Below are 22460 nucleotides of genomic sequence, written 5' to 3'. Positions count from 1 at the left end.
CCCCGCGGGAGTTCCCTTGCTGTGCAGTAGGGCCTGCCCGACCTGAAGGAGCAGACGACATGAGGAAAATCCGCTTCACCACGGCGCAAATCATCGGGATGCCCGAGGAACAGGAGGCGGGTTTGCCCACTTCCGAGCTTTGCCGGAATCATGGGCTTGGCCCTGTGACGTTGCCCCCTGCGCCCAACCCGATTTGAGATAGGCTCTGGCCCAACCGAGAGGAACAGAGATGAAGCGCAGCTGGTTCGGGGGCTTTGGTGTGCAAGGGCTGACTGACGATCCTGCCGCGCAGAAGCCGGCAAAGATCGGTCGGGACGCGCTGCCGCTTGTCTGCGTCAACCGATGACGGTATCAAGGTCGCAAGTAGGCTGCCAACTCCGCTTGCTGAGGGAGCGCTGTATGATCCTATACGCGATCCGCATTTTCCCAGATGATACTATTGGCCGGAAGGATGACGCTGTTGACCGTAAAGCGTGACTATGATGCCGAGTTCAAGGACACGGCGGATCACAGATATGCCTACAACTTCGACTTCGACGTCATGCACAAATACATGCTGCGGTCCTTTGAACCCCTTTTCCGCGATGGATCGCTGCTGGAGTTGGGAAGTTTCAAAGGGGACTTCACCCGCCGTTTGCTGCAGCGCTTCACGGACATCACTTGTGTCGAGGCGTCAAAGCTCGCGCTTGAGGAAGCTCGCGCTACCTTGCCAGGTCACATCAACCTGATCCACGGCATGTTTGAAACGGTGCAACTGCCGCGTCGATACGACAACATCCTGCTTACCCATGTGCTTGAGCACCTCGACGACCCTGTTGGCGTGTTGCGGCGGGTTCGTGACGAGTGGCTGACAGAAACCGGTCGGCTCTTCCTTGTTTGCCCGAACGCTAACGCGCCTTCCCGTCAGATCGCCGTCAAGATGGGGCTGATTTCACACAACGCTGCCATAACTCCCGCGGAAGAGGCGCATGGCCATCGTATCACCTACAGCCTGGACACTCTTGAGCGCGACGCACGCGCCGCCGGCCTTCATATCGTGCACCGGTCAGGTATATTCTTCAAGGCTTTGGCAAACTTCCAGTGGGACCGCCTGCTTGCGACCGATATCGTTTCCAGCGAGTATCTGGACGGATGCTTCATGCTTGGTCAGCAGTATCCGGACCTTTGCGCAAGTATCTTCCTGGTTTGCGAATCCGGCAGGTGACAACAACGTGGCGCACAGGGTCCCGGCCCCTTGACCGTTCCAACCCGAACCGCCAAGACTTCACCGTGCCATCGCGTCATTGACCCAAGATCGGGCACCACAGGCGGAGTACTAAGCATGGTTTGGGGCTTTGGGCGTCGAAAACCTCACCGGGTGTCGGAGACGGATCGACTGTTTGAAACCCTGAAGTCTCTTGGCTTGCGGCCGGGTCACTTGATCGATGTGGGTGGAAATCATGGCAACTGGACGCGGGCAGCATTGGCCGCATTTCCCTCTGCCAAAGTCACGATGTTCGAGCCGCAGCAGAAGCTTGCTGATCACCATCGGGATCTCGCTGCTGATGATCGGGTTGCCATCCACTACAAAGGTCTGGGCGACTTTGACGGCACCGCTCCATTCACCTTCCATCCGCATGACGACAGTTCCAGCTTCATCTACAGTGCCAGCGAAGCCGCGGCGCAGGGCATGGTTCAGGGCGAAGTAGAGATCTGCCGCCTCGATACGGCAATGCTTGCGTCAACCTTCGGTCAGCCCGAAGTTGTCAAGATCGACGCAGAAGGATTGGACCTGAATGTTCTGGACGGTGCACCCTCGACGATAGCGAGGGCAACGATCGTGCTCATTGAGGCTACCGTCGCCTGTCCGACCTATCCGAACACCGCCGCGGTCGTGTTTCAGAGGATGGATGAGATGGGGTTTCGGCTGTTCGACATCACCGACCTCAATCGCAGCCCTCGGCTCGGGGTGTTGTGGCTGATCGAAGCCGTGTTCGTCCGGAAGGATACCGAGCTGGCGGCGGCTGCGACGCACTATCAATGACCAGTCAACAAGCGATCCCGGCCTTGCGAGACCGGGTGTTCGAGGCGGACGAACCGGTCAAGCTGACGATCTGCTGCATCGCCTTCAACCACGAAGCCTTCGTCGCCCAATGCCTTGAGGGCTTTCTGGACCAGCGTTGCGATTTCAGGGTTGAAGTCGTGATCTACGACGATGCGTCAACCGACCGGACCGCGGCCATAATCGAAGATTACGCCAAACGCCATCCGACGATCTTTCGAACGATCCTTATGCAGGAGAACCTGTATTCCAAGGGGGTAAACCCGTACTTCTCTCATGTCTTTCCCGCCGCACGGGGCGACTACCTGGCAATCTGCGACGGCGACGACTACTGGGCCGATCCAGACAAGCTGGCGCGGCAAGCCGCCGTTCTGGACGCCGAACCCGGGACCGTGCTGACTTTCGGGTCCGTCCGCGGAGTTGACGCATCCGGGGCCGAAGTGCGCTACCAAGGCGGTGTTCAGCATGACCTGACCCCTGAGGAGTTGAAGACAGCGCCTCCGATCAACACTCTGACCGCGTGTTTTCGAAACATCTACCGCGGCCGACCGGTCTCGCTTTTCGTCCGCACCTCGACAATCGGAGACCTCCTGGTCTGGGCGATGCTGGGCTATCATGGTCAGGCCCGCTATCTTCCCGACCTGCTGCCGGCGAACTACAGGCTGCATGCGTCCGGACTGATCTCGATGCAAGGGCGCGAACGTCAGATCCTGACAACCGCAATCGCCCGCTTTCATATCGCCGCCTACCATTCCGAAATGGGCGACGCCGGCGCGCACGATGTCGCGATGCTGGACGCACAGGCGCACTACAACTTGATCGGGCCCGGCGCGCTAAGGTACTACAAGTCGGGTTCAGCCCCCCTCGGCCTACGTCTGAAGCGTTGGCGAAAGGCCTTCACCAAGTGGAGGAAAGGGCTAAGCAGGAAGAAAAGGCCCGGCTAGGGGCATCACAGGGGCTGACCTCGCGATTTTCTGCCGCGCAGGTTGCTGGTGCCAGTTCGGAAACTGGCGCCTGTTGAACAACTGACCTAGATCTGTCCTGAGGCTCGATTGGGATGGTGCAGGAATAAGAAAGTCAAAGAATGACCAAGACCATATTCGTGACCAAGCCATTCCTTCCTCCACTAGAGGAATTCACCCCCTACCTTCAGCAGATCTGGGACAATGGCATTCTCACGAACTGTGGCCCCTATCACGCCGAACTGGAACGGCAACTGGCGGAGTATCTGGGTGTCTCCCACATTTCGTTGTTCAACAACGGGACCATCGCCCTGGTAACGGCGCTGCAGATGCTGGCTGGAGAAGGTGAAGTCATCACTACTCCGTTCTCGTTCGTGGCCACGTCCCATGCCGTGCTCTGGAACGGTCAGACCCCGGTCTTTGCCGACATCGAGCCGGACAGCCTTAACCTTGACCCGGACCGGGTAGAAGCCGCCATAACGCCTCGGACAACGGCAATTCTCCCCGTCCATTGCTACGGAAATCCAGCCAAAGTTGAGGCCTTCGCCGATATTGCGAAGCGGCACGGGTTGAAGTTGATCTACGATGCTTCCCACGCCTTCGGCGTGCAGGACGTGTCTGGCAGCATCCTGAACCATGGTGATCTTTCTACGCTGAGCCTGCACGCGACAAAGGTGTTCAACACCTTCGAAGGTGGGGCGATCGTTTCGCACTCGGCAGCGATGAAGGATCAGATCGACAAACTGAAGAACTTTGGTCACGACGGTGAAACCAGCGTGGTCGCCACCGGGATCAATGGCAAGATGAGCGAGATCAACTGCGCTTTTGGTCTGCTCCAGCTCAGGCACATCGATTCAGTCATCCATCGCCGGGGCGAAATCACCCAGGCTTATCGAGCGGGAATCGACCTGATCGAGGGGTTGGACTACCTTGCTCCGGAGCTTGGCGGTGTCACGCCCAACTACGCCTACTTTCCAATCCTCGTGCGTCCGGAGTATCCCCGGACCCGCGATGAGCTTTACCATCACATGAAGGCAAACGGCGTTCATCCGCGGCGTTACTTCTATCCGCTGATCACCGCTTTCGAAATGTACCGCGACCTTCCCAGTGCCCGTGCCGAAAACCTGCCGATTGCCCGGATGATGGCGGAACAGGTCCTGTGTCTGCCGATCTATCCCGATCTCGACCAGGTGGCCGTAGACCGAATTCTGGCCTTGTTGCAACCGTCCTGATCGATCCACCAGTTTGTGACGGGACGCAGCTCATATGAAAACCGCGATCATGCAGCCGTACTTTCTGCCCTATCTTGGGTATTTTCAGCTGATTGCGGCGGTGGACTGCTTTGTCATCTACGATACCATCCAGTACACCAAGAAGGGCTGGATCAACCGAAACCAGATGCTGCGTGACGGAGAGAAGGTCACATTCACGCTTCCGTTGCAGAAGGCGTCGGACTTCTTGGATGTTCGCGACCGACAACTTGCTGAAAGCTTCGAACCGTCTAGCCTCAGTGCGCAAATAGCGGGAGCCTATCGCAAAGCGCCAGAGTTCGACCGCACCTTTCCACTGATCGAAAGCCTGCTGAACTACCGTGGTGCCAACCTGTTCGATGTCATCCACAACGCGCTCAGGCAGTGCTGCGATCATCTGGGCATTGCGACGCCAATCAAGGTTTCAAGCGATGTCGAGGGAGGTGCCCCTTCTTTGCGCGGTGTCGATCGGGTGATCGATATCTGCCGCCGCACGGGTGCAAGCACCTATGTGAACCCTCCCGGAGGACGGGCGCTCTATTCAAGTGAGCATTTCCGCGCCCACGGGCTAGAGCTGAAGTTCCTGCAACCAAGCCTGCCGCCGTACAAGCAATTCGGATCCGGCTTCGTGCCGTCCTTGTCGATTCTCGATGTGATGATGTTCAATGCACCCGAGACCATCCGGTCCACGATGCTGGAGGCCGCAGAGCTTGTCGATTGATCCAGCCAGGCAACCCTTTCTGTGGGAGAAGCTAGGAAAGGTTTTCGACCCGAAACAGATTTCGGGGCGCCCATGGTTGCGTGAGTTCGCTCAGGCCCCTGCCTCGCTGCTGTTCGACGACTTCGTCCGCATCTACTTTTCCTGCCGTCCGCCTGCCGATGCTGCGGGGCAGTACGTAAGTTATTCCGCCTATGTCGATCTTGATCGGGCGGACCCGACCCGCGTCCTTCGGGTGGCCGACGATCCGATTCTGACCTTGGGGGAACTGGGCACGTTCGACGAATTCGGAACCTATCCTGTTTCAGTCATCCGCCATCACAACACGATAAGGGCCTATTACGGTGGATGGACACGGTGCGTCTCGGTTCCTTTCAACGTTGCCATCGGCTGCGCGGAAAGCACTGACGACGGTCTCACCTTCCACCGACTTGGGCCGGGTCCGGTTATCCCGTATTCCCTGAACGAGCCCTTTGTGATGAGCGGCCCGAAGATCAGGCGCTTCAACGACCTGTACTACCTCTTCTACATCGCTGGGACGTCCTGGAAAGTCGTCGAAGGGCGGCCTGAACCCGTCTACCGCATCCGTATGGCCACATCCATCGATGGGCTTTCATGGACGAAATTGAACCGAAATCTGATCGAAACCGTTCTGGAAAACGACGAGGCGCAGGCCAGTCCCGATGTCTTTTTTGCCGATGGCAGCTATCACATGTTCTTTTGCTATCGGTACAGCGAAGGGTATCGCAGTCACGCCCGCGGATACCGCATCGGCTATGCGCACAGTACTGACCTGACAGCTTGGACCCGCGACGATGCTCGCGCTGGGATCGACGTTTCGCAGACAGGTTGGGACAGCGAAATGATAAGCTATCCGCATGTGTTTCACCTCGATGGCACCACTTACATGGCCTATCTCGGCAACGGAGTCGGGCGTGAAGGTTTTGGCCTGGCCCGTCTGAAGACAGCACTGACCTGGGGGGCATGACGTGATACGGCGACGACTTGGCAAGGTCTTCGATCCGACAGGGCATACTCTGCCAAATGGATGCAAAGAGTTTGCTCAAAGTCCCCAGACCTTGCAATTTGACAACTTCACCCGCGTCTATTTCTCAACTCGATCCATGGACACCGATGGCGCGAGTTTTCGTAGCCATGTCGCATTCACCGACATGACGCCTGATTTCTCCTCGGTGTTGCGCGTGTCCGACCACACCGTTCTGCCGCTCGGCGATCTTGGTACCTTCGACGAACACGGCATCTTCCCGATCAACGTCATCCGCGAGGGCAACCAGATCTGGGGCTATACCTGCGGCTGGAACCGGCGCAGGTCGGTGTCGGTGGATACGGCGGTCGGGTTCGTCGTCAGCGACGATCAAGGCGAGACCTTTCGCAGGCTTGGTCCAGGGCCGATCCTGGGTCCATCCTTGAACGAGCCCTTTCTGGTCGGCGATGCCTTTGTGCTGAAGGCCGACGGCCGTTTTCACATGTGGTACATGTTCGGTCAGCGCTGGATGAGGGAAAACGACCGAAGTGCCCCGGACCGAGTCTACAAGATCGGCCACGCGATCTCGCCGGATGGCCTGAACTGGACAAAGCAAGACGGACTCCAGATTCTGCCTGACCGGATCGGACCGAACGAATGCCAGGCCCTGCCAAGCGTGATCCGTTGGTCCGGTCTCTATCACATGGTGTTCTGTTATCGCGATGTGTTCGGCTTTCGTACAGATCCGACCAAAGGATACCGCATCGGTTATGCCTATTCCTCCGACCTTGTTGGCTGGACCCGGGATGATGCGGCGCTCGGATTGACCGGGCAGCCTGGTGACTGGGATAGCGACATGCAGTGCTATCCGCATCTGACAGTGTCTGGTGGCCGACCCTATGTCCTTTACAATGGCAACAGCTTTGGACGGTGGGGGTTTGGCGCAGTCGAGCTAGCCTTGTAATGGGTCCGGATTTTGACATTGATCGGTCTAGTTTGACAGATGTGCTGCGACACTTGCAGGCCCATGATGATGCTTTTCAGCCACCGTTGTCGTCGCGTGTAAATCTGGAAGATTACTCTCGCAAGCTTTTCGACAATGCTGTTCGATTTGAGGCGTGGGTTGGCAACGACCTTGTCGGACTTGTTGCAATCTATTGCAACTCAAAGGATGAAGACGGTGCATTCGTCAGCAATGTCAGCGTTCTCGCGGGCCATGCCGGTAAAGGGATCGCCCGCAGGTTAATGCAGTTTGCAATCGCGCATGTCGTCGGATTGGGTTTCTCGAGCATGCACCTCGAGGTTGATCGCAGGGCGGTCAGGGCTATGCATCTGTATTTAGCGTTAGGATTTCGGCCGACGGCTCAGTCTGAAGACGGGTCGATAAGTATGCGGTTGCGAATTTGACGGCGCTGATGATGTGACAGCCCGCCGACGGAGTCGATATGCCAAGGTGGATCTGCGAGGATCCACAGAGCGAGCGGTCATCTCGGATGACCTGCCCCTCCCGGGGGGCACTTCATCTGCCGTCTTGGCCCGGTTCCGGTCCGGCTTTTCCGCTCGGACTGATGTGGATCAAGGCAGCAGGGATCGAACTGGCGTAAATGGATGATCGGAGGACCGCAATGGACGTGCTTTCTCTGCTTGAACTGGTTGACGAGGCAACGCTGGCCGCGCTTTTCGGCCTTCTGACCGGGGTCGTGTTCGGCGTGGCGGCGCAGCGGTCGCAGTTCTGTCTGCGCGCGGCGACAGTGGAGTTCGCCCGAGGCCGGCTGGGGCAAAGGGTGGCGGTCTGGCTGCTGGCCTTCTCGACGGCGCTCATCTGGGTGCAGGGGGCGGCGCTGTCGGGCCTTTTCGATGTTGGCGAGGCTCGGATGATGGCGGTGGCCGGTTCCTGGTCCGGTGCGATCATCGGCGGGCTGATGTTCGGCGCGGGGATGGTGCTGGCGCGGGGGTGCTCCGGACGGCTCCTGGTGCTGGCGGCGACGGGGAACCTCAGGTCGGTGGTGTCGGGCCTGATCTTCGCCGTGGTGGCGCAGATGTCGCTGCACGGCTGGCTTGCTCCGCTTCGCGGGTGGCTGGCGGGGCTCTGGGTCACGCCGGGGGGCGCGAACGTCAACCTCCTGACGGCGCTCGGCTTGCCCGATGCCGCGGGTCTGGTGCTGGGAATGGCCATCGCTGCCCTGGCTTTCGTGCTGGTGCGCCGCAACGGGCTGGGGCTTTCGACCATGGTTTTCGCCTCGGGCGTGGGCTTTGCCGTTGCGCTGGGCTGGGTGCTGACCTATTCCCTCGCGCAGGTCGCCTTCGAGCCGATGGCGGTGACCTCGGCCACCTTCTCGGGTCCCTCGGCCAACACGCTGATGTTCTTCCTGACCGAGAACCCGGAGCTCGACTTCGACATCGGTCTGGTGCCGGGGGTGTTCCTCGGCGCGCTGCTGGCTGCGGCCTGGGGGCGCGAGCTGAAGTTCCAGGGCTTCGAGGGCGAGGGCCAGATGCGCCGGTCGATGACCGGGGCGGCGCTGATGGGCTTCGGCGCGATGCTGGCCGGGGGTTGCGCGATCGGCGCGGGCGTGACCGGCGGGTCGATCTTCGTCGCAACCGCCTGGCTGGCGCTGTTCTGCATGTGGGTCGGCGCGGGCGTCACCGATTGGCTGGTCGATCAGGGCGGCCTCGGCCAGCGCGTCCCGGCCTGACCGCCCTGCTGCTCCAGCCCTACTGCCCGGTCGCCTCGCGCGCGATCTCGTCCAGAAGGCCCTGCACCTCCTGCATCGCACCCTCGGGCAGATGGCGATAGCCGACGGCGACCTGACCCTCGCGGTCGGTGACGAAGATGCCATAGGGGCAATGCGCTATGTTCATCGGATCGGCCTCCATCACCTTGCGCGACAGCACCGCCGAGCAGAACAGGAATACGTCCGCCTGGTCGTAGATCTTCACCTCGCTGCCGACATCGGCGCCGGTGCGGTTCAGCATCTCGCCGACATGGCTGCGGTAGTCGATCACCAGCCCCCGGTCCACGATGGCCGATTCCACGGCGAAGGTGGCATCCTCGAAGCTGCCGTCGAAAGGATAGGTGGTGGCGTCCTGCGCGAGCGCCGTCTGGCTGGCAAGGGCGAAGACAAGGACGGTTGCGGCAAGTCTGCTCATGGCGGCACCTCTCTCTGCGGGCCGGGACTCAGGCCCCGGCGCTGTAACGATAGCCCTTTTCCGCCCGTTCGACACGGCCGATGCCGCCTTCGGGCAGGTGGTAGCCGATGATCGCATGGCCCTCGCTGGCCAGTCGGTCGAAAAGCGCGACCCGCGTCGCGGCGGCAAGATCGGGATCCTGGTCCGAGCCGCTGGGCCATTCGGGCCGCTCGAAGGCGACGTGATGGTTGCCGATGCAGTCGCCCAGCACCATCGCTGGGGTCGGACCGGCGATCTCGAAGGCCAGATGGCCGGGCGTGTGACCGGGGGTCAGACGGGCAGTGACGCCGGGCACGGCCTCTTCCCCGTCGGCCAGAAGGCGCACGGTTTCGGCAATCGCCTCCAGCCGCCGTGCAGCGCCCACGGCAAAGGTCGTCCGCGCCTCGCCGATGGAGACCACCGTGCCCGGGTCGGTCCAGTAATCGAATTCCGCCTGGCCGATCATGTGTTCGGCGTTCGGGAACACCGGCTCGTCGAACTCGTCCAGTAGGCCCCAGAGGTGATCGGGGTGGCCGTGGGTGAAAAGGACATGGGTGATGTCCTCGACCGTCAGGCCGAGCGCATCGAGCGCCTCCATCAGCTTGCCGGCCGAGGGCTGGAAATCCGGGCCCGCGCCCACGTCGAACAGCACCGTATTCGTGCCGTCGCGCAGCAGCGTCACGTTGCAGGGGGGCGTCAGCTGGTCGGTCGGCAGGCCGTATTTCGCGACGATGGCCTGCATCTCCTCCTGCGGCATGCCGCCGAGGATGAAGTTGCCCGGCAGCACCAGGTTGCCGTCCGACAGCGTGTCGATCTGCACCTCGCCCAGCGTCAGCGTGCTGGCGGCCCAGAGCCGCCTTGCCCCCAGCGGCGCGGCAAGCGCGGCGGCGGTGGCGGTCAGAAGATGGCGGCGGGTCAGCATGGGGAGATCCTTGTGAAAGGGCGGGCGTCCCGTCGGGCGCCCGCCAGTCTGGGAGGAAGAATTCAGCCGAACATGTCGGCCGTGATCCCGGCATACCAGCCCAGGGATTCCTCGTAGGTCGCCTTGCGCAGGGCGGCGTCCTCTCCGGTTTCGGAGATGAAGCTTTCGACCGAGGCGATCTTTTCCGGCGTCGGTTCATAGGAGGCGCCGACCTTCACCCCGTCGTCCGGCGCGATCAGCGACCAGCAGGTGTTGGAATATTTGGCCGGGAAGGTCTTGGACCCCGTCAGTTCGCCCCGGATCGTCATGGCGGCGACCTTGGCCTGGCTGTTGGCCGAAAAGCCCGACTTGGGCATGTCGCCCTGCGCCGAGCTGTCGCCCAGCACCCAGACGTTCTCGTCCGCCTTGGCCTTCATCGTCGCCGGATCGACCGGCGCCCAGCCCGAGTCGTCGGTGACCCCGGCCAGCGCCGCGATCTTGCCGGCCATCTGGCCGGGGATCACGTTGCAGCAATCGACCTTGGTCACCTCGCCGTCGATCACGACCTCCATAGTGTCCGGGCGCACCTCGACCTTGCCGCCGCCGAAGTCGGGGCCGATCCATTCGACCATGCCGGCGTAATGCTTGTTCCAGCCTTCCTCGAACAGCGCCTGCTTGGAGAATTTCTCCTTCGGGTCGGCGACGATGATCTTGGCGGTCGGGTTCTTCTGTTTCAGCACATGGGCGATCATGCTGATGCGCTCATAGGGCCCCGGCGGGCAGCGGTAGGGGTTCGGGGGCGCGATCATGGCGAAGACGCCGCCTTCGGGCATCTCCTCGACCATCTTCTTCAGCAGCTGGGTCTGCGGCCCGGCCTTGTAGGCATGCGGCATCTTCTCGGCCGCGTCCAGCGACCAGCCGGGGACCGAGCCGTCCTTGAAGTCGATGCCCGGCGACAGGACCAGCCGGTCGTAGGGCAGCACCTGCCCGCCAGCCAGCGTGACGGTCTTTGCCGCGCGCTCGACGCCGGTCGCCATGTCGTTGATGACGGTGACCCCGCCGCCGGCCAGCTTGTCGTAGTTGTGCTGAAGGCTTTCGAAGTCGCGGAAACCACCGAGATAGAGGTTCGAGAAGAAGCAGGTCGTGTAGACCGGGTTCGCCTCGACCAGAGTGACCTCGATCGCGCCGCCCGAGTCCTTGGCGAGATAGCGCGCGGCCGTGGCCCCGCCCGCCCCGCCGCCGATGACCACGACCTTGGGCTTGGCCTGGCCCCAGACGGTGGGCGCGGTCAGCAGGGCACTGGCGGCCATGCCGGTGCCGAGGAAATTGCGTCTGTTCAGGTGCATCGGGTTCTCCTCCCCTTGGGTTGCGTCTTCCCGCGCGGTTGACCCGCGCTTCTCATTGAACCGTGGCAAAATAGGCTGCCAGCGCCGCGATCTCTTCGTCGTTCAGGCGGCCGGCCATCATCTGCATCACCGGATGCGGGCGCAGCTTCTGCTTGTAGGCATGCATGGCCACCACGAAATCCTCAGCCGGCCAGCCGGTGATGGACGGGATGCCCTGGTCGGACCCGTCGGCCTGGTGGCAGGTCTGGCATTCCGAGGCGAGGTATTCGCCATAGGCCGGGTCGCCCTGGATCGCGAGGATCTCGGGCGAGAGCGCCGGGTCGGTCTTGCGGGCGGTAGGTTCGGATTCAGGAATGTCCTGCGGCCGGTCGGAATAGGCGCGCAGATAGGCCATCAGGTCGGCGCGATCCGTCGCCTCGGCCATGCCGCGATAGTTCATCCGTGTGCCCGAGACCAGCGCCTTGGGATTGGCGATGTAGGCATCCAGCGTCTCGAGCGTCCAGACCAGGCCATCGGCGCCCATGCGGGCGATGGACTTCGAGTAGGTGAAATCCGGCAGGCTGCCAGCGTGACGTCCGAAGATGCCGTTCAGCCTGGGTCCGACCCGATTCACTGCGCCTTCGCCGATCTGGTGGCAGGCGCTGCATTGCCTGGTGAACAGCTCCGCCCCCCGTTCTGAATCCCCGATCGCCTCGGCGCCCCCCGGCACGGGGCCGAGGGCAATGCAGAGGGCAAGCCGGCCAAGGAACCTTCGCATGGTCAGTCGTCGGTGAATGTGGACAGATAGGCGATCACCGCGTCGCGCTCCTCGGCTTTCTTGAGACCTGAAAAGGACATCTTGGTTCCCTTCACAAAGCCCTTGGGGTTCTCGAGGAAGGCATGCAGCGAGGCATCGTCCCAGATGCCGCCCGCGGCGCCCATCTCGGCCAGGGTGTTGGAATACTTGAATCCTTCGACCTGCCCCATCGGCGCGCCGACGATGCCGTTCAGCACCGGGCCTACCGCGTTCTTCGCGCCCTCTCCGACCTTGTGGCAGGCGGAGCACTTCTTGAACACCGCCTCACCCGCGGCAACCAGAGCCGGATCGGCGCCGCCCGCCGCAGCCGCCGGTTGAGCCTCCGGTTCGGCAGCAGCGGCCTCGGTGGCCGGTTCCGCCGCGGCCTCGGCCTGGGCGACCTCGGTCGCGGGGGCCTCGGCCGGTTCGGGGGCGGGCTCTGCCGTCGCCCCGGTGGAGGCAAGGGTAATCACCGGCAGCGTTCCGGCGGGCTTGCCGTCGGGATCGGTCGGGGTCACGTTCAGCTCGACCGCGCGCTTGGTCACCTTGGGCGGCTCGGTGCGGCAGTTCTCCATGCAGGGCTCGGCCGAGAACAGCGGATATTCCGTCTGCGGCCGGTCATCGACATAGAAGCCCTCGGCGTTGGGCATGACGATCTCGGTGAAGTTCTCGTTCGACAGGACGAAGTCGTCCGCGACCAGCCCGTTGGAATACAGCAGGAAGGCGGTGATCGCGTAGGTGTCGTCCACCGACAACGTCTGAGCGCCGCCGAAGGGCATCGAGCGGTGGACGTAGTCGAAAACGGTGGACAGGTGCGGCCAGTAGCTGCCGATGGTCTTGACCGGGCGGGGATCCTTCAGGCTGCCCGCACCACCTGCCAGGACCGGCCAGGCGTCCAGCCCCTCGGCAAAGTCGCCGTGGCAGGAGGCGCAGTTCTCGCCGAAGACCGCGTCCCCGGTTTCGACATCGCCGGAACCGACGGGCAGGCCGGTGCCGTCGGGCAGCACGGCCACGTCCCAGGCCTCGACCTCTTCGGGCAGGGCGGGACGGCCGAGACCCAGCGGCTTGCCCATGACCGGAGCAGCCGCCTGCGTTTCAGCCGCGGCCGGTGCCGGCATGGTTTCCGCCGACGCCGCCCCGTAAGGTGCGGGCTCGGCAGGCGCCTCGGCCACGGCGGCAACCGGCGGCTCTGCCGTCGCTTCGGGCGTGGCCGCGGCGGTCACGGCCGGCGCGGGCGCCGGGGTGGGCTGCTCCCTGGGGCCGGTCGTGGCGAAAAGGACGGTGGCGATGGTCGCGGCGGTGGCCCAGCCGGTGACCAGAAGGATCGTCGGGAACTCAGGCGATTTCGACATTCTCGACCTCTCCGTCGGCGCGCACCCACCAGACCTGGATGCCGTTGTTGTGATAGACGTTGTTCAGCCCGCGAATGTCGCGCAGGGCCTGCTTGGTGGGCTGGACATAGCCCGTCTCGTCGATGGCGCGGGACATGATGAACATCTCCTGCCCGTCCCAGGTCATGTCGTAATGGAACCGCGTCAGCGCCTTCGACCGCGCCTCGCCGGTGATGCGGGCGGGAACCCAGGTGTTGCCGCCGTCCACCGAGACATCGACGCCGGTGATCCTGCCATGCCCCGACCAGGCCAGCCCGGTGATGACCAGCGGCCCCTTGCCGTGCCGGATCGGCGCCTGGGGCGAGGGCGAGGTGATGACCGACTTCGCATCCATCACCCAGGTCCATTTCCGCGCCCGGCCGTCCGGCATCAGGTCGGTGTATTTCGAGGTCTCCTCGCGGCTTTCCACCGCCTGATCATAGACCCCGATCCGGCGCAGCCACTTGACCCACATGTTGCCTTCCCAGCCCGGCACCACCAGCCGGACGGGATAGCCGTGTTCCTTGCGCAGGGCCTCGCCATTGGCGAAGAAGGCGACCATCACGTCGTCCAGCGCCTTTTCCATCGGGATCGAGCGGCCGTTGGACGAGGCATCCGCCCCCTCGACATAGACCCACTTGCCCTCGGGCTTCACCCCCGCCTCGGCCAGAAGGTCGCGCAGCATGATCCCGGTGTATTCCATGTTGTGGATCATGCCCTGGGTGAACTGGCAGCCCTCCAGCTGCGCGCCGCCCCATTCCATGCCGCCGTTGGCCGCGCATTCGCAGAAGGCGATGGCGATATGGCGCGGGAAGCGCATCAGGTCGTCGTAGGTGAACACCAGTTCACGATCGACCAGCCCATTGATCATCAGCCGGTAGTCCTGCTTGGACAGTTCGATCGCGCCGGAATGGTGCCGCTCGAAGGCGCAGCCCTGCGGCGTGATCGTGCCTTCCAGCGCATGGATCGGCGTGAAGTTGATCGAACTGACCGGGCTCTCGGTCAGCCATTCAACGTTGCGCCGCACCACATGGCTTTCGAAATGGATCGGCATGCCGTAGGGCGTGGCGTCCACCGGATCGCCAAAGGCCGAAGCCCAGGGCTGGACCTCGGTGATCAGCGGATCGGGCGCTGTCTGAGCGGTGGCGGCTGTGGCCACAAGCCCCGCCCCGGCGGCGGCGGTGCCGGCCAGGAAGGCGCGGCGGCTGGTTGCAGGTTCGTCGGTCATCTGGCGAACTCTCCTGTTCAGATTCCGGTCACGGAGACCGAGGGGTTGGGCTCGAGCCGGACGGTGCCCAGCTTGCGGATATGCGCTTCCACCACGTCCCAGATCTGCGGCCCTTCGGTGCCTTCGTTCACGCTGGCCCAGCCGCCCACGGTGTAGGACTTGGCGGGGTCGATCGCCTCGCCCGTGTCGAGAAGCACCATGTCGCTGATCCGTTCGCCGATGGGTTTCGACACGTCGCAGGCAAAGCCCATGCCGCCCACCCGGACCATGTCGCCGCCCTGCTGGTAGTAGGGATCGGGGTTGAAGATGTTGTCGGCCACGTCTTCAAGGACGGTTTTCAGCGTCTCGCCCGTCATCTCGGTCCGGTAGACCTGGCCGTAGGTCATGCTGGTGACGTTGTGGATGTCCTCGCGGGTGATCGCATCGCCCGGCAGAAGCGAGGCGCCCCAGCGCACGCCGGGCGACAGCGCGATCTGCACGTCGCGCTCGGCCCGGACTGCGTTGCAGATCAGGTCGTCCCAGGTGCCCTGGAAATTGCCGCGCCGGTAAAGCAGGCTCTCGGTCTGGCCGACAACCTCTTCCAGGTCCGCCTTGAAGGGCGCGCGCTCGCTTTCGATCAACGCGGCCATCTCCGGGTCGGGGGTGATGACATCCGAGAAGATCGGGATCAGCTTGTGGCGGAAACCCATCATCTTGCCGTCCCGCACGTCCAGATCGACGCGGGAGACGAACTTTCCGTGGCTTCCCGAGGCGATCAGGATCGTCTGGCCGACCAGCACGGGTTCGGGGATCGCGTCGTGGGTATGGCCGGTCAGGATCACGTCGATGCCGGTGACGCGGGAAGCCATCTTCTTGTCCACGTCGAAGCCGTTGTGCGACAGGACGACGACCAGATCCACGCCCTCGGCGCGGACCTCGTCCACCACCTGCTGCATCCGTTCCTCGCGGATGCCGAAGCTGTATTCGGGGAACATCCAGCGCGGGTTGGCGATGGGCATGTAGGGGAAGGCCTGGCCGATCACCGCGACGCGCAGGCCCGCCTTGTCGAAGATCTTGTAGGGTTCGAAGGCGGGTTCGTCCCATTCGGCATCGAAGATGTTGGCGCCGAGGAAGGGGAAGGGCAGGCTTTCCACGATCTCCTGCACCCGGGCGGTGCCGAAGGTCCATTCCCAGTGGCTGGTCATCGCCTCGACGCCCAGCGCGTTCATGATGTTGACCATATCCTGCCCGCCGGTCAGGTAGCTGGTCATCGAGCCGTGCCAGGTGTCGCCGCCGTCCAGAAGGAGGCTCTCGGGCCGCGCGGCGCGGATCGCCTTGACCACGGTCGCCACCCGGTCCATGCCGCCCATCCGGCCATAGGTGCGGCCAAGGGCTGCGAAGTCCTCGTAGGTCAGCGCATAGGCCTCGGGGCTGCCGGGCGCGATCTTGAACATCTCCTGGAAGGCCTTGCCCACCACATGCGGCGGCTGGCCCTTCGCCTCGCCCACGCCGATGTTCCATTCCGGCTCGCGGAACCAGATCGGCCGCAGTTGGGCGTGGATGTCGGTGATGTGGATCAGCGTCAGGTTGCCGAAATCGTCGAACTGCAAAAGCTGGTCCTGGGTCAGGGCCTGCTGCGCGGCCAGCCGCGACCAGTTGCCGAAGCCCGACGCCCCGTAGATCGCCGAGGCGGCAAGGGATGCCTGAAGAAACTCGCGCCGGGTAATCATCCCGTTCACTCCCTTCGGAAAGCTCTCCCGGTCGCGCAGGCGCGTCAGGCGGGCCGTCCCGTCATTTCCGTTGTGAGGGGCGGCCGACCGATGGACCGGCCACCCGGATGGCCTAGTGCCGCACCGCGACGCCTTCGACCGATAGCCCGTTCCCGCGCGAGGCCACGAAGAGTTCCAGCGCCTTGAACTCGTCCGAGTTGGGCTTGAATGTCTCGGCCCGCGTGTCGCGCACGCAGCCGACGAAGCGCTGCTGGGCGGACAGGATCCCCGCGTCCTTCAGCCGGTAGGTCGGGAAGCCGTTGATCTGGCCCTGGCTCAGGTGGTCGGCGCGGATGAACATGCCCTGGTTGTCCTCGTGGCAGTTCGCGCAGGACATCTCGAGCTGGCCGAAGCGGGTATAGTAAAGCTCCTTGCCCTTTTCCCAGAACGGGGCGGCGGGGCCGTCGATGGCGACGTTGACGATCATCCCGCGCGACTGCATCGAGATCAGCGCCAGCATGTCCTTCATCTCGTTGCCGGTCCAGTTCCAGGCCTCCAGCCCCATGCGCTCGGTCACGCATTTGTCGATGTAGTTCTCGACCGTCATCAGCGCGCCGGTCTTTTCATCGACCCGCGGGGTTACCGCGCGCAGGCCGGCCATGCTTTCCGGGCCTTCGTGGCAGCCGGCGCAGCTTTCGCCGTTCTTGCCGATTGCCGAGTTCCACAGATCCAGGCCCCGGTCCACATAGACCATACCCGGATTGTCGAAATCGTCGCGTTCCAGATCGCGGGTCTCGTCCTCGCGGTAGAGCCAGCCGGAATGGATGGTATCCATCTTGTCCTTCAGGAACTCCGGCGCGGGGGCGGACGTCACCATCTCGATGGGGCCGTTCTCGCTGTCGATGACCAGCGTGTCCTCGACCGGATCGGCAAGGGCCGCGCCCGACAGGGCGAGCCCGCAGGCGAGCGCGGCGATGGCGGTGGCTGTGCGGTGCATGGCTTTCTCCTCCCCTGGCCGACCGCTAGCCGAGCTCGATCGGCTTGACGTCCTCGTAGACCGAGCCGTCGTCGTCATACCAGGTGAACTTGAACTCGCCGGCCGCGTCCACCTTGGCGTCGAATTCGAAATAGGGGTTGGTGGAAACCGCCGGGTCGATGGCGACGTCGATCACGTTCACCCCGTTCAGGTCGCAGGTGAAGCGGTTGATGATCTGGCGCGGGATCAGGTTGCCATCCGAGCCCTTGCGCTGGCCGGATTCCATCTTGTGCGAGATCAGCGCCTTGATGGTGACGACCTCGCCCGCCTTGGCGGATTTCGGAACCTTCACCCGGGGTTTTACTTCTTCGACCATGGTGTTTCTCCTTTCTCTCAGCCGCCGCAGCCGCCGATGGTGACCTTGACGGTGGCCTGGGCCTGGACGATCGAGCCGTCGGCCATCTTGGCCATGGCGATCACGTCCTGGGTCTTGGCCAGACGGATGCGGGTGGCGGCGAACTGGCGGCCCGCGGCGGGGCCGAAAGTGAAGGTGGCAACCGCCGGTTCCGGGTTACCCGAAGCCAGAAGCATGATCGCCACCGCGCCGGGCGCATCGACCGACACCGGCACCGTGTTGCCGTTCTCGGCGATTTCCGGGGTGGTCAGGGTGATGCCGTCGGTGCCGGGGGCCGCCCCGCCGGTGAAGGCGGCGGTCAGTTCCTCGATGGTCGCGGCGGCGGACAGGCCGGGCATGGCGGCGAAGGCGATGCCGCCAAGGCCGAGCGTCAGGGCTTTGCGTCTGCTGAGGGTCACGGGAAATCTCCTGTCTGTCTGTGGGCGGTCAGGTCCGGCCCGTCATTCCTTGAGAGTGAGAAGGTAGGCCACCACATCCTCGATCTGCTGGCCGGTCAGGATCGGGGGCAGATCCCCCTCGGGCGCCTTGCCGGTGTAGCCGTTGCCGGGGCGGATGAAGCCTTCGGTCTTGTAGAAGGCCGGCATGAAGCTGCCCTCGAAGGTCATCTTCGCGTTGGCCACGATGCCGCGCAGCTCGGCCTCGGACCAGCGGCTGGCCACGCCGTCCAACGGCGGTGCGATGTTGCCGGGGAACTGCACGTCCGGCAGCGCCGCGATGGTGTGGCAGGCGACGCAATTGCCCAGGGCATTTGTCGTCATCACCTTGATTCCATTGGCCGGGTCACCCGGAGTCCCGGTCAGGGACGCCTCGACCTTGCCTTCGTTGTAGACTACGTCCTTGGGCGCGACTTCGGCCAGGGCTGGCATCGCGAGAGACAGCAGAAACGCTGTCGCCAAGCAAGGCTGGCGTGTCATCCTCATCCTCCCTGTATTCCTCCGCATACACTATGAGGCGAATTCGGAAGGCTCGCAAGAAAAATATAGCAGGAAACCTATATTGCTATGTTTCTAGCGCCTTAGCTACGGTTGCTGGCCGCCGGCCATGCGTTCGGCGACGAATTTCTGGAAGTTCTCGCCCGACTCGTAGCCGTGGTCCCGCACCCAGATCAGCAGGGCCTCGGTCGTGCCCTTGCCGAAGGCGCCCGGCATCATCGCAACGGCGGCCTCGGGCGTGGTCGCGCCTTCGGGCACCTCTTCGGGCAGGAAGATCAGCGTGGGCGTGAACATCACGCCCCAGCGCATCGCCATGGCCTTTTCCGACAGGACGGTGCCATCGAAATCCGTCACCTCCACATCGCCGAACAGGTTCAGCTGCACCACGAAGTAATGCTCGCGGATCAGGGCTTCGATGGCGGGATCGGTGAAGGTCTTCTCGTGCATCTCGGTGCAGTAGATGCAGCCGCGCTGTTCGAAGATCAGCATCAGCCGCTTGCCCTCGGCATTGGCCTCGGCCAGGTCCTCGCGCAGGTCCTTGAAGGTCTCGCGCAGCCAGGCCGGCTTGTGCAGGCCGTCGTCACCGAGTTCGACGGCAAGGGCCGGGGTGGAAAGGGCAAGGGCGGCGGCAAGTGCAAGGCGGCGCAGCATCGGTGTCTCCTGTCAGGTCAGGGTCGCGGACCAGTCGAAATTGCGGATCATCCAGTCGGCGATCAGGTTCACGGTGTTGGTGGCGATCAGAATGCCGAAGACGATCAGCATGACGCCCATCGCCTTTTCGACATGACCCATCAGCGCGCGGTGGCGGGCGACCCAGGCCAGGAACGGTCCGGCGAACAGCGCCGCCACAACGAAGGGCAGCGTCATCGACAGGCCATAGACCAAGAGCAGCATCCCACCCCGCCACAGGTCGCCCATCCCCGAGGCGACCATCAGGATCGCCGCCAGCGCCGGGCCGACGCAGGGCGTCCAGCCGAAGCCGAAGGCAAGCCCCATCAGGTAGGCCCCGGCCAGGGTGCGCGGGTTGCCCGCGCTTTCCACCCGCGCCTCGCGGTAGAGAAAGCCGATGCGCAGCACGCCCAGGAAATGCAACCCGAAGAGAATCAGCACCGCGGCGGCGACATAGGACAGGGGCTCCTTCCACTGGGCGAAGCTGCGGCCAAGAGCGGTGGCCCCGAGGCCGAGAAGCACGAAGATCGTCGTGACGCCCAGCGCGAAGGCGAGCGCCTGCACCACCAGACGCCCGCGCGCGCCCGGGGCGATGGTCCCGCCATCGCGCAGCTCGCGCACCGAAAGCCCGGCCATGTAGGACAGGTAGAAGGGCACCATCGGCAGGATGCAGGGTGACAGGAATGACAACAACCCTGCCAGGGCTGCGCCCCCGAACGAAATGTCGAGCATCGCCCCTCCTCCCAGGGAAGCGCCGCCTTGCCGGAAGGGCAAAGGCAGATTACGATAGTTCTATGTTTCTATGAGGCTGTCAACGTGGCCGCTCGCCTTCTGCTTTCGCTTCTGGCCCTTGCCCTGGCCCCGCTTCGCGCGGCGGCGGCAGACCTGGAACTGCTGATGTTCGAGCAGCCCGGCTGCGTCTACTGCGCCGCCTGGGACCAGGAGATCGCGCCCCAGTACCCGCTGACCACCGAGGGCAAGGCCGCGCCCCTGCGCCGGCTCCAGCTGCGCGCGCCGCTGCCGCCCGACCTCGCGCTGGACCGGCCGCCGGTCTTCACCCCGACCTTCGTCCTGATGGCCGATGGCGTCGAGACCGGCCGGATCGAAGGCTATCCGGGCGCCGATTTCTTCTGGCCGCTTTTGGCGGGGCTGATTACCGAGGCGGCGGCGAACTGAGGCAAGAAGAACGCGCCCCGGGGCGACTCGGACGCGCCGCAACAGAACAAGGGTTGCCCTTTCGCCAGGGTGAGAGCATTAACCGACCGGGAGACGCCGGGGGCAGGATTAGGGTGGACAAGCCGCTTCCACCGATGGAGGGACTGGCAGAGAGCGCCGAGGACGGCGCGGCTCCCGACCTGCGCGGGCTGGTCGCTTCCGCCGAGGAGGCCTCGACTCTTCTGAAGGCCATGGGCCATGACGGGCGCCTCACGATCCTGTGTTGCCTGCGCACCGGGCCGAAAAGCGTGACCGAACTTGAAAAGCTTCTGTCGGCGCGTCAGGCTATCGTCAGCCAGCAGCTGGCGCGACTGCGGCTGGAGGGGCTGGTCAGCGCCCGGCGCGAAGGTCAGGCAATCTTTTATTCGCTGCTAGATCCGAAGGCTGTGGCGATCATCGAACTGCTCGCGCAGCTCTACGACAGGAACGACTACGGCTGAACAGCCGGCAAGGAGGAGGTCGAATGCTGGATGTGGTTCCGATTGGCGTGCTGGCGGCCCTGGTGGGCCTTGCGGGCGGGCTGGTTCTGGGCCTCGCCGCGCGGCTGGGCGACTTCTGCACGCTCGGTGCGCTGGAATCGGCAACCTATGGCGGCGACCAGACCCGGCTCCGGCTCTGGGGCGTCGTGCTGGCCGTCGCGATCCTCACCACGCAGTTCGGCGCGATGGCCGGGCTGATCGACTTGTCGGCCACCTTCTACCACAGTCTCGAATGGAACGCGCTCGGCTCGATCCTTGGCGGGCTGGTCTTCGGCTACGGCATGGCGCTGGCCGGCAACTGCGGCTTCGGCGCGCTGGTCCGCTTCGGCGGCGGCGACCTGCGCTCGCTGGTCGTGGTCGTGGTCATGGGCATCTTCGGCTTCATAGCACTCTCAGGCCCGCTGGCACCGATGCGCGTGATGCTCTTTCCGCAGCCCGAGGCGACCGGGCCGCAGGGCATCGTCCACGACCTCGGCCAGATGGGCCTTCCGCCAGTCCTGGTGATCGCCGGCATCGCGCTGGCCTTCCTGGCCTGGGGCCTGGCGCACAAGGAGCTGCGGCAGAGTCCGCGCCAGATCGCCTGGGGCGTCGCGGCGGGTCTGGCCGTGGCCTGGTGCTTCCTGGGCACGACCTGGCTCGCCGCCGAAAGCCTGGGCGAGGTCGCGGTCGAGGGCCCCTCCTTCACCGCGCCGGTCGGGCGGACGCTCATCTTCCTGATGACCTCGACCGCCGGCGGCATCACTTTTTCGGTCGGCTCGGTGGTGGGGGTGATGGCCGGCTCACTGATCGGCTCAACCATCCGCGGTCTGTTCCGCTGGGAAGCCTGCGAGGACCCGCGGGAACTCGGCCGCCAAGTTGGCGGCGCGGCGCTGATGGGAATCGGCGGCGTGGTGGCGATGGGATGCTCGGTCGGACAGGGCGTCACCGGATTCGCCACGCTGGCCTGGTCGGGGCCGGTGACGCTTGCGGCCATCGCCGCCGGGGCCATGATTGGCCTGAGACAGCTGATTGCGGGCTACCAGCCTGAGTAGGCTCTGTTGCACAAATCGGCTGATGTCCGGAACTTCCCCATCCCTGGACAGACTTATCCCGCGACCTCTGTGACGGGCGTTCCGAGCGCGGTGAAGCGGTTCAGGACCGCGACGGCTCTGTTGCACAAATCGCCTGAGGGGATTCATGTCGTGACTCCAGCATGATAGCTGGGGCACATGAGCAGACCGACACCCCCCCGCCTACAAGACCCGCAACTGGCCAGCCTACAACAAGGCGCTCAAGCGCCGCGGCTCGCTGACGATCTGGTTCGATCCCGCCATGATCTGGGGAGCCACGCCCACCGGAAAGCGCG

At 63.9% G+C, this 22460-nt stretch carries 25 protein-coding genes and 2 pseudogenes; 14 read left to right on the top strand and 13 right to left on the bottom strand.

Annotated elements, in window-relative coordinates; all coding sequences use genetic code 11:
* Nucleotides 1–59: 59 nt before the first annotated feature.
* The 10 genes and pseudogenes from ACK4IU_RS00950 to ACK4IU_RS00905 all read left to right on the top strand — a co-directional run.
* Nucleotides 60–170: pseudogene (locus ACK4IU_RS00950) on the top strand (transposase); the annotation flags it as partial.
* Between the two features lie 281 nt (nt 171–451).
* Nucleotides 452–1204, top strand: a complete 753-nt coding sequence (locus tag ACK4IU_RS00945) for a class I SAM-dependent methyltransferase (protein ID WP_409730740.1) — start codon at nt 452–454, stop codon at nt 1202–1204.
* A gap of 153 nt (nt 1205–1357) precedes the next feature.
* Nucleotides 1358–2023 (top strand): FkbM family methyltransferase, encoded by a 666-nt coding sequence (locus ACK4IU_RS00940; protein ID WP_409730738.1) that lies wholly within the window; start codon nt 1358–1360, stop codon nt 2021–2023.
* Complete coding sequence (locus ACK4IU_RS00935; RefSeq protein ID WP_409730736.1) at nt 2020–2985, top strand: glycosyltransferase family 2 protein; 966 nt, start codon at nt 2020–2022, stop codon at nt 2983–2985. Before ACK4IU_RS00940 ends, ACK4IU_RS00935 begins: the two co-directional genes overlap by 4 nt.
* Nucleotides 2986–3125: 140 nt before the next feature.
* The gene (locus tag ACK4IU_RS00930) at nt 3126–4235 is read left to right on the top strand and encodes a DegT/DnrJ/EryC1/StrS family aminotransferase (RefSeq protein ID WP_409730734.1); all 1110 of its coding nucleotides are present in this window, start codon (nt 3126–3128) and stop codon (nt 4233–4235) included.
* A gap of 34 nt (nt 4236–4269) precedes the next feature.
* Nucleotides 4270–4974, top strand: coding sequence for a WbqC family protein (locus ACK4IU_RS00925; protein WP_409730732.1), 705 nt, complete (start codon nt 4270–4272; stop codon nt 4972–4974).
* A gap of 76 nt (nt 4975–5050) precedes the next feature.
* Nucleotides 5051–5959: a glycosylase gene (locus tag ACK4IU_RS00920; protein ID WP_409730731.1), complete on the top strand. Its 909-nt coding sequence runs from the start codon at nt 5051–5053 to the stop codon at nt 5957–5959.
* A gap of 136 nt (nt 5960–6095) precedes the next feature.
* A complete protein-coding gene (locus ACK4IU_RS00915) occupies nt 6096–6920 on the top strand; it encodes a hypothetical protein (RefSeq protein ID WP_409730729.1) in 825 nt (274 codons plus the stop codon).
* A 41-nt stretch (nt 6921–6961) separates the two neighbouring features.
* Nucleotides 6962–7363 carry a GNAT family N-acetyltransferase gene (locus ACK4IU_RS00910; protein WP_409730935.1) on the top strand — a complete coding sequence of 134 codons (402 nt, stop codon included), beginning with the start codon at nt 6962–6964 and terminating at the stop codon, nt 7361–7363.
* A 218-nt stretch (nt 7364–7581) separates the two neighbouring features.
* On the top strand, nt 7582–8649 hold the full coding sequence (locus ACK4IU_RS00905) for a YeeE/YedE family protein (protein ID WP_409730727.1): 1068 nt from the start codon (nt 7582–7584) through the stop codon (nt 8647–8649).
* Nucleotides 8650–8668: 19 nt separating this feature from the next.
* On the opposite strand, the gene ACK4IU_RS00900 is transcribed toward ACK4IU_RS00905, so the two are convergent.
* The 13 genes from ACK4IU_RS00900 to ACK4IU_RS00840 form a co-directional block, all read right to left on the bottom strand.
* On the bottom strand, nt 8669–9103 hold the full coding sequence (locus ACK4IU_RS00900) for a DUF302 domain-containing protein (protein ID WP_409730726.1): 435 nt from the start codon (nt 9101–9103) through the stop codon (nt 8669–8671).
* A 28-nt stretch (nt 9104–9131) separates the two neighbouring features.
* Nucleotides 9132–10043 carry an MBL fold metallo-hydrolase gene (locus ACK4IU_RS00895; RefSeq protein WP_409730724.1) on the bottom strand — a complete coding sequence of 304 codons (912 nt, stop codon included), beginning with the start codon at nt 10041–10043 and terminating at the stop codon, nt 9132–9134.
* A gap of 62 nt (nt 10044–10105) precedes the next feature.
* Complete coding sequence (locus ACK4IU_RS00890; RefSeq protein WP_409730722.1) at nt 10106–11368, bottom strand: FCSD flavin-binding domain-containing protein; 1263 nt, start codon at nt 11366–11368, stop codon at nt 10106–10108.
* Between the two features lie 52 nt (nt 11369–11420).
* Complete coding sequence (locus tag ACK4IU_RS00885; protein ID WP_409730721.1) at nt 11421–12125, bottom strand: c-type cytochrome; 705 nt, start codon at nt 12123–12125, stop codon at nt 11421–11423.
* 2 nt (nt 12126–12127) lie between these two features.
* Complete coding sequence (locus ACK4IU_RS00880) at nt 12128–13495, bottom strand: c-type cytochrome (protein ID WP_409730719.1); 1368 nt, start codon at nt 13493–13495, stop codon at nt 12128–12130.
* A complete protein-coding gene (gene soxC / locus ACK4IU_RS00875; protein ID WP_409730717.1) occupies nt 13479–14741 on the bottom strand; it encodes a sulfite dehydrogenase in 1263 nt (420 codons plus the stop codon). Before soxC ends, ACK4IU_RS00880 begins: the two co-directional genes overlap by 17 nt.
* A 17-nt stretch (nt 14742–14758) precedes the next feature.
* Nucleotides 14759–16450: a thiosulfohydrolase SoxB gene (gene soxB, locus ACK4IU_RS00870; protein WP_409730715.1), complete on the bottom strand. Its 1692-nt coding sequence runs from the start codon at nt 16448–16450 to the stop codon at nt 14759–14761.
* Between the two features lie 112 nt (nt 16451–16562).
* The gene (gene soxA, locus ACK4IU_RS00865) at nt 16563–17426 is read right to left on the bottom strand and encodes a sulfur oxidation c-type cytochrome SoxA (protein ID WP_409730713.1); all 864 of its coding nucleotides are present in this window, start codon (nt 17424–17426) and stop codon (nt 16563–16565) included.
* 25 nt (nt 17427–17451) lie between these two features.
* On the bottom strand, nt 17452–17781 hold the full coding sequence (soxZ, locus tag ACK4IU_RS00860) for a thiosulfate oxidation carrier complex protein SoxZ (protein ID WP_409730711.1): 330 nt from the start codon (nt 17779–17781) through the stop codon (nt 17452–17454).
* Nucleotides 17782–17798: 17 nt separating this feature from the next.
* Nucleotides 17799–18218, bottom strand: coding sequence for a thiosulfate oxidation carrier protein SoxY (gene soxY, locus ACK4IU_RS00855; protein ID WP_409730709.1), 420 nt, complete (start codon nt 18216–18218; stop codon nt 17799–17801).
* Nucleotides 18219–18260: 42 nt separating this feature from the next.
* Complete coding sequence (gene soxX / locus ACK4IU_RS00850; RefSeq protein ID WP_409730707.1) at nt 18261–18686, bottom strand: sulfur oxidation c-type cytochrome SoxX; 426 nt, start codon at nt 18684–18686, stop codon at nt 18261–18263.
* 153 nt (nt 18687–18839) lie between these two features.
* The gene (locus ACK4IU_RS00845) at nt 18840–19403 is read right to left on the bottom strand and encodes a SoxW family protein (RefSeq protein ID WP_409730706.1); all 564 of its coding nucleotides are present in this window, start codon (nt 19401–19403) and stop codon (nt 18840–18842) included.
* Between the two features lie 12 nt (nt 19404–19415).
* Nucleotides 19416–20153 carry a cytochrome c biogenesis CcdA family protein gene (locus tag ACK4IU_RS00840; RefSeq protein WP_409730704.1) on the bottom strand — a complete coding sequence of 246 codons (738 nt, stop codon included), beginning with the start codon at nt 20151–20153 and terminating at the stop codon, nt 19416–19418.
* A gap of 84 nt (nt 20154–20237) precedes the next feature.
* Here ACK4IU_RS00840 and ACK4IU_RS00835 point away from each other — a divergent pair, with 84 nt between their 5' ends.
* The 4 genes and pseudogenes from ACK4IU_RS00835 to ACK4IU_RS00820 form a co-directional block, all read left to right on the top strand.
* Entirely contained in the window at nt 20238–20597 is a 360-nt protein-coding gene (locus ACK4IU_RS00835; RefSeq protein WP_409730702.1) for a thioredoxin family protein, read from the top strand.
* A gap of 113 nt (nt 20598–20710) precedes the next feature.
* Nucleotides 20711–21076, top strand: coding sequence for an ArsR/SmtB family transcription factor (locus ACK4IU_RS00830; RefSeq protein ID WP_409730700.1), 366 nt, complete (start codon nt 20711–20713; stop codon nt 21074–21076).
* Nucleotides 21077–21099: 23 nt separating this feature from the next.
* Nucleotides 21100–22146 carry a YeeE/YedE family protein gene (locus ACK4IU_RS00825; RefSeq protein ID WP_409730698.1) on the top strand — a complete coding sequence of 349 codons (1047 nt, stop codon included), beginning with the start codon at nt 21100–21102 and terminating at the stop codon, nt 22144–22146.
* A 177-nt stretch (nt 22147–22323) separates the two neighbouring features.
* A pseudogene (locus tag ACK4IU_RS00820) lies at nt 22324–22460 on the top strand (IS5/IS1182 family transposase); the annotation flags it as partial.

Origin of the sequence: Tabrizicola flagellatus, from assembly GCF_046295235.1 — a bacterium.
GTDB lineage: Bacteria > Pseudomonadota > Alphaproteobacteria > Rhodobacterales > Rhodobacteraceae > Tabrizicola > Tabrizicola flagellata_A.
This window is presented reverse-complemented; position numbering and strand designations above follow the sequence as displayed.

What these genes read in the sequence shown, in the direction of transcription:
- ACK4IU_RS00945 (WP_409730740.1), top strand. Translation starts at nt 452, where the DNA reads ATGACGCTGTTGACCGTAAAGCGTGACTATGATGCCGAGTTCAAGGAC.
- ACK4IU_RS00935 (WP_409730736.1), top strand. Translation starts at nt 2,020, where the DNA reads ATGACCAGTCAACAAGCGATCCCGGCCTTGCGAGACCGGGTGTTCGAG.
- ACK4IU_RS00930 (WP_409730734.1), top strand. Translation starts at nt 3,126, where the DNA reads ATGACCAAGACCATATTCGTGACCAAGCCATTCCTTCCTCCACTAGAG.
- ACK4IU_RS00925 (WP_409730732.1), top strand. Translation starts at nt 4,270, where the DNA reads ATGAAAACCGCGATCATGCAGCCGTACTTTCTGCCCTATCTTGGGTAT.
- ACK4IU_RS00915 (WP_409730729.1), top strand. Translation starts at nt 6,096, where the DNA reads ATGGACACCGATGGCGCGAGTTTTCGTAGCCATGTCGCATTCACCGAC.
- ACK4IU_RS00905 (WP_409730727.1), top strand. Translation starts at nt 7,582, where the DNA reads ATGGACGTGCTTTCTCTGCTTGAACTGGTTGACGAGGCAACGCTGGCC.
- ACK4IU_RS00900 (WP_409730726.1), bottom strand. Translation starts at nt 9,103, where the DNA reads ATGAGCAGACTTGCCGCAACCGTCCTTGTCTTCGCCCTTGCCAGCCAG.
- ACK4IU_RS00895 (WP_409730724.1), bottom strand. Translation starts at nt 10,043, where the DNA reads ATGCTGACCCGCCGCCATCTTCTGACCGCCACCGCCGCCGCGCTTGCC.
- ACK4IU_RS00890 (WP_409730722.1), bottom strand. Translation starts at nt 11,368, where the DNA reads ATGCACCTGAACAGACGCAATTTCCTCGGCACCGGCATGGCCGCCAGT.
- ACK4IU_RS00885 (WP_409730721.1), bottom strand. Translation starts at nt 12,125, where the DNA reads ATGCGAAGGTTCCTTGGCCGGCTTGCCCTCTGCATTGCCCTCGGCCCC.
- ACK4IU_RS00880 (WP_409730719.1), bottom strand. Translation starts at nt 13,495, where the DNA reads ATGTCGAAATCGCCTGAGTTCCCGACGATCCTTCTGGTCACCGGCTGG.
- soxC (WP_409730717.1), bottom strand. Translation starts at nt 14,741, where the DNA reads ATGACCGACGAACCTGCAACCAGCCGCCGCGCCTTCCTGGCCGGCACC.
- soxB (WP_409730715.1), bottom strand. Translation starts at nt 16,450, where the DNA reads ATGATTACCCGGCGCGAGTTTCTTCAGGCATCCCTTGCCGCCTCGGCG.
- soxA (WP_409730713.1), bottom strand. Translation starts at nt 17,426, where the DNA reads ATGCACCGCACAGCCACCGCCATCGCCGCGCTCGCCTGCGGGCTCGCC.
- soxZ (WP_409730711.1), bottom strand. Translation starts at nt 17,781, where the DNA reads ATGGTCGAAGAAGTAAAACCCCGGGTGAAGGTTCCGAAATCCGCCAAG.
- soxX (WP_409730707.1), bottom strand. Translation starts at nt 18,686, where the DNA reads ATGCCAGCCCTGGCCGAAGTCGCGCCCAAGGACGTAGTCTACAACGAA.
- ACK4IU_RS00845 (WP_409730706.1), bottom strand. Translation starts at nt 19,403, where the DNA reads ATGCTGCGCCGCCTTGCACTTGCCGCCGCCCTTGCCCTTTCCACCCCG.
- ACK4IU_RS00840 (WP_409730704.1), bottom strand. Translation starts at nt 20,153, where the DNA reads ATGCTCGACATTTCGTTCGGGGGCGCAGCCCTGGCAGGGTTGTTGTCA.
- ACK4IU_RS00825 (WP_409730698.1), top strand. Translation starts at nt 21,100, where the DNA reads ATGCTGGATGTGGTTCCGATTGGCGTGCTGGCGGCCCTGGTGGGCCTT.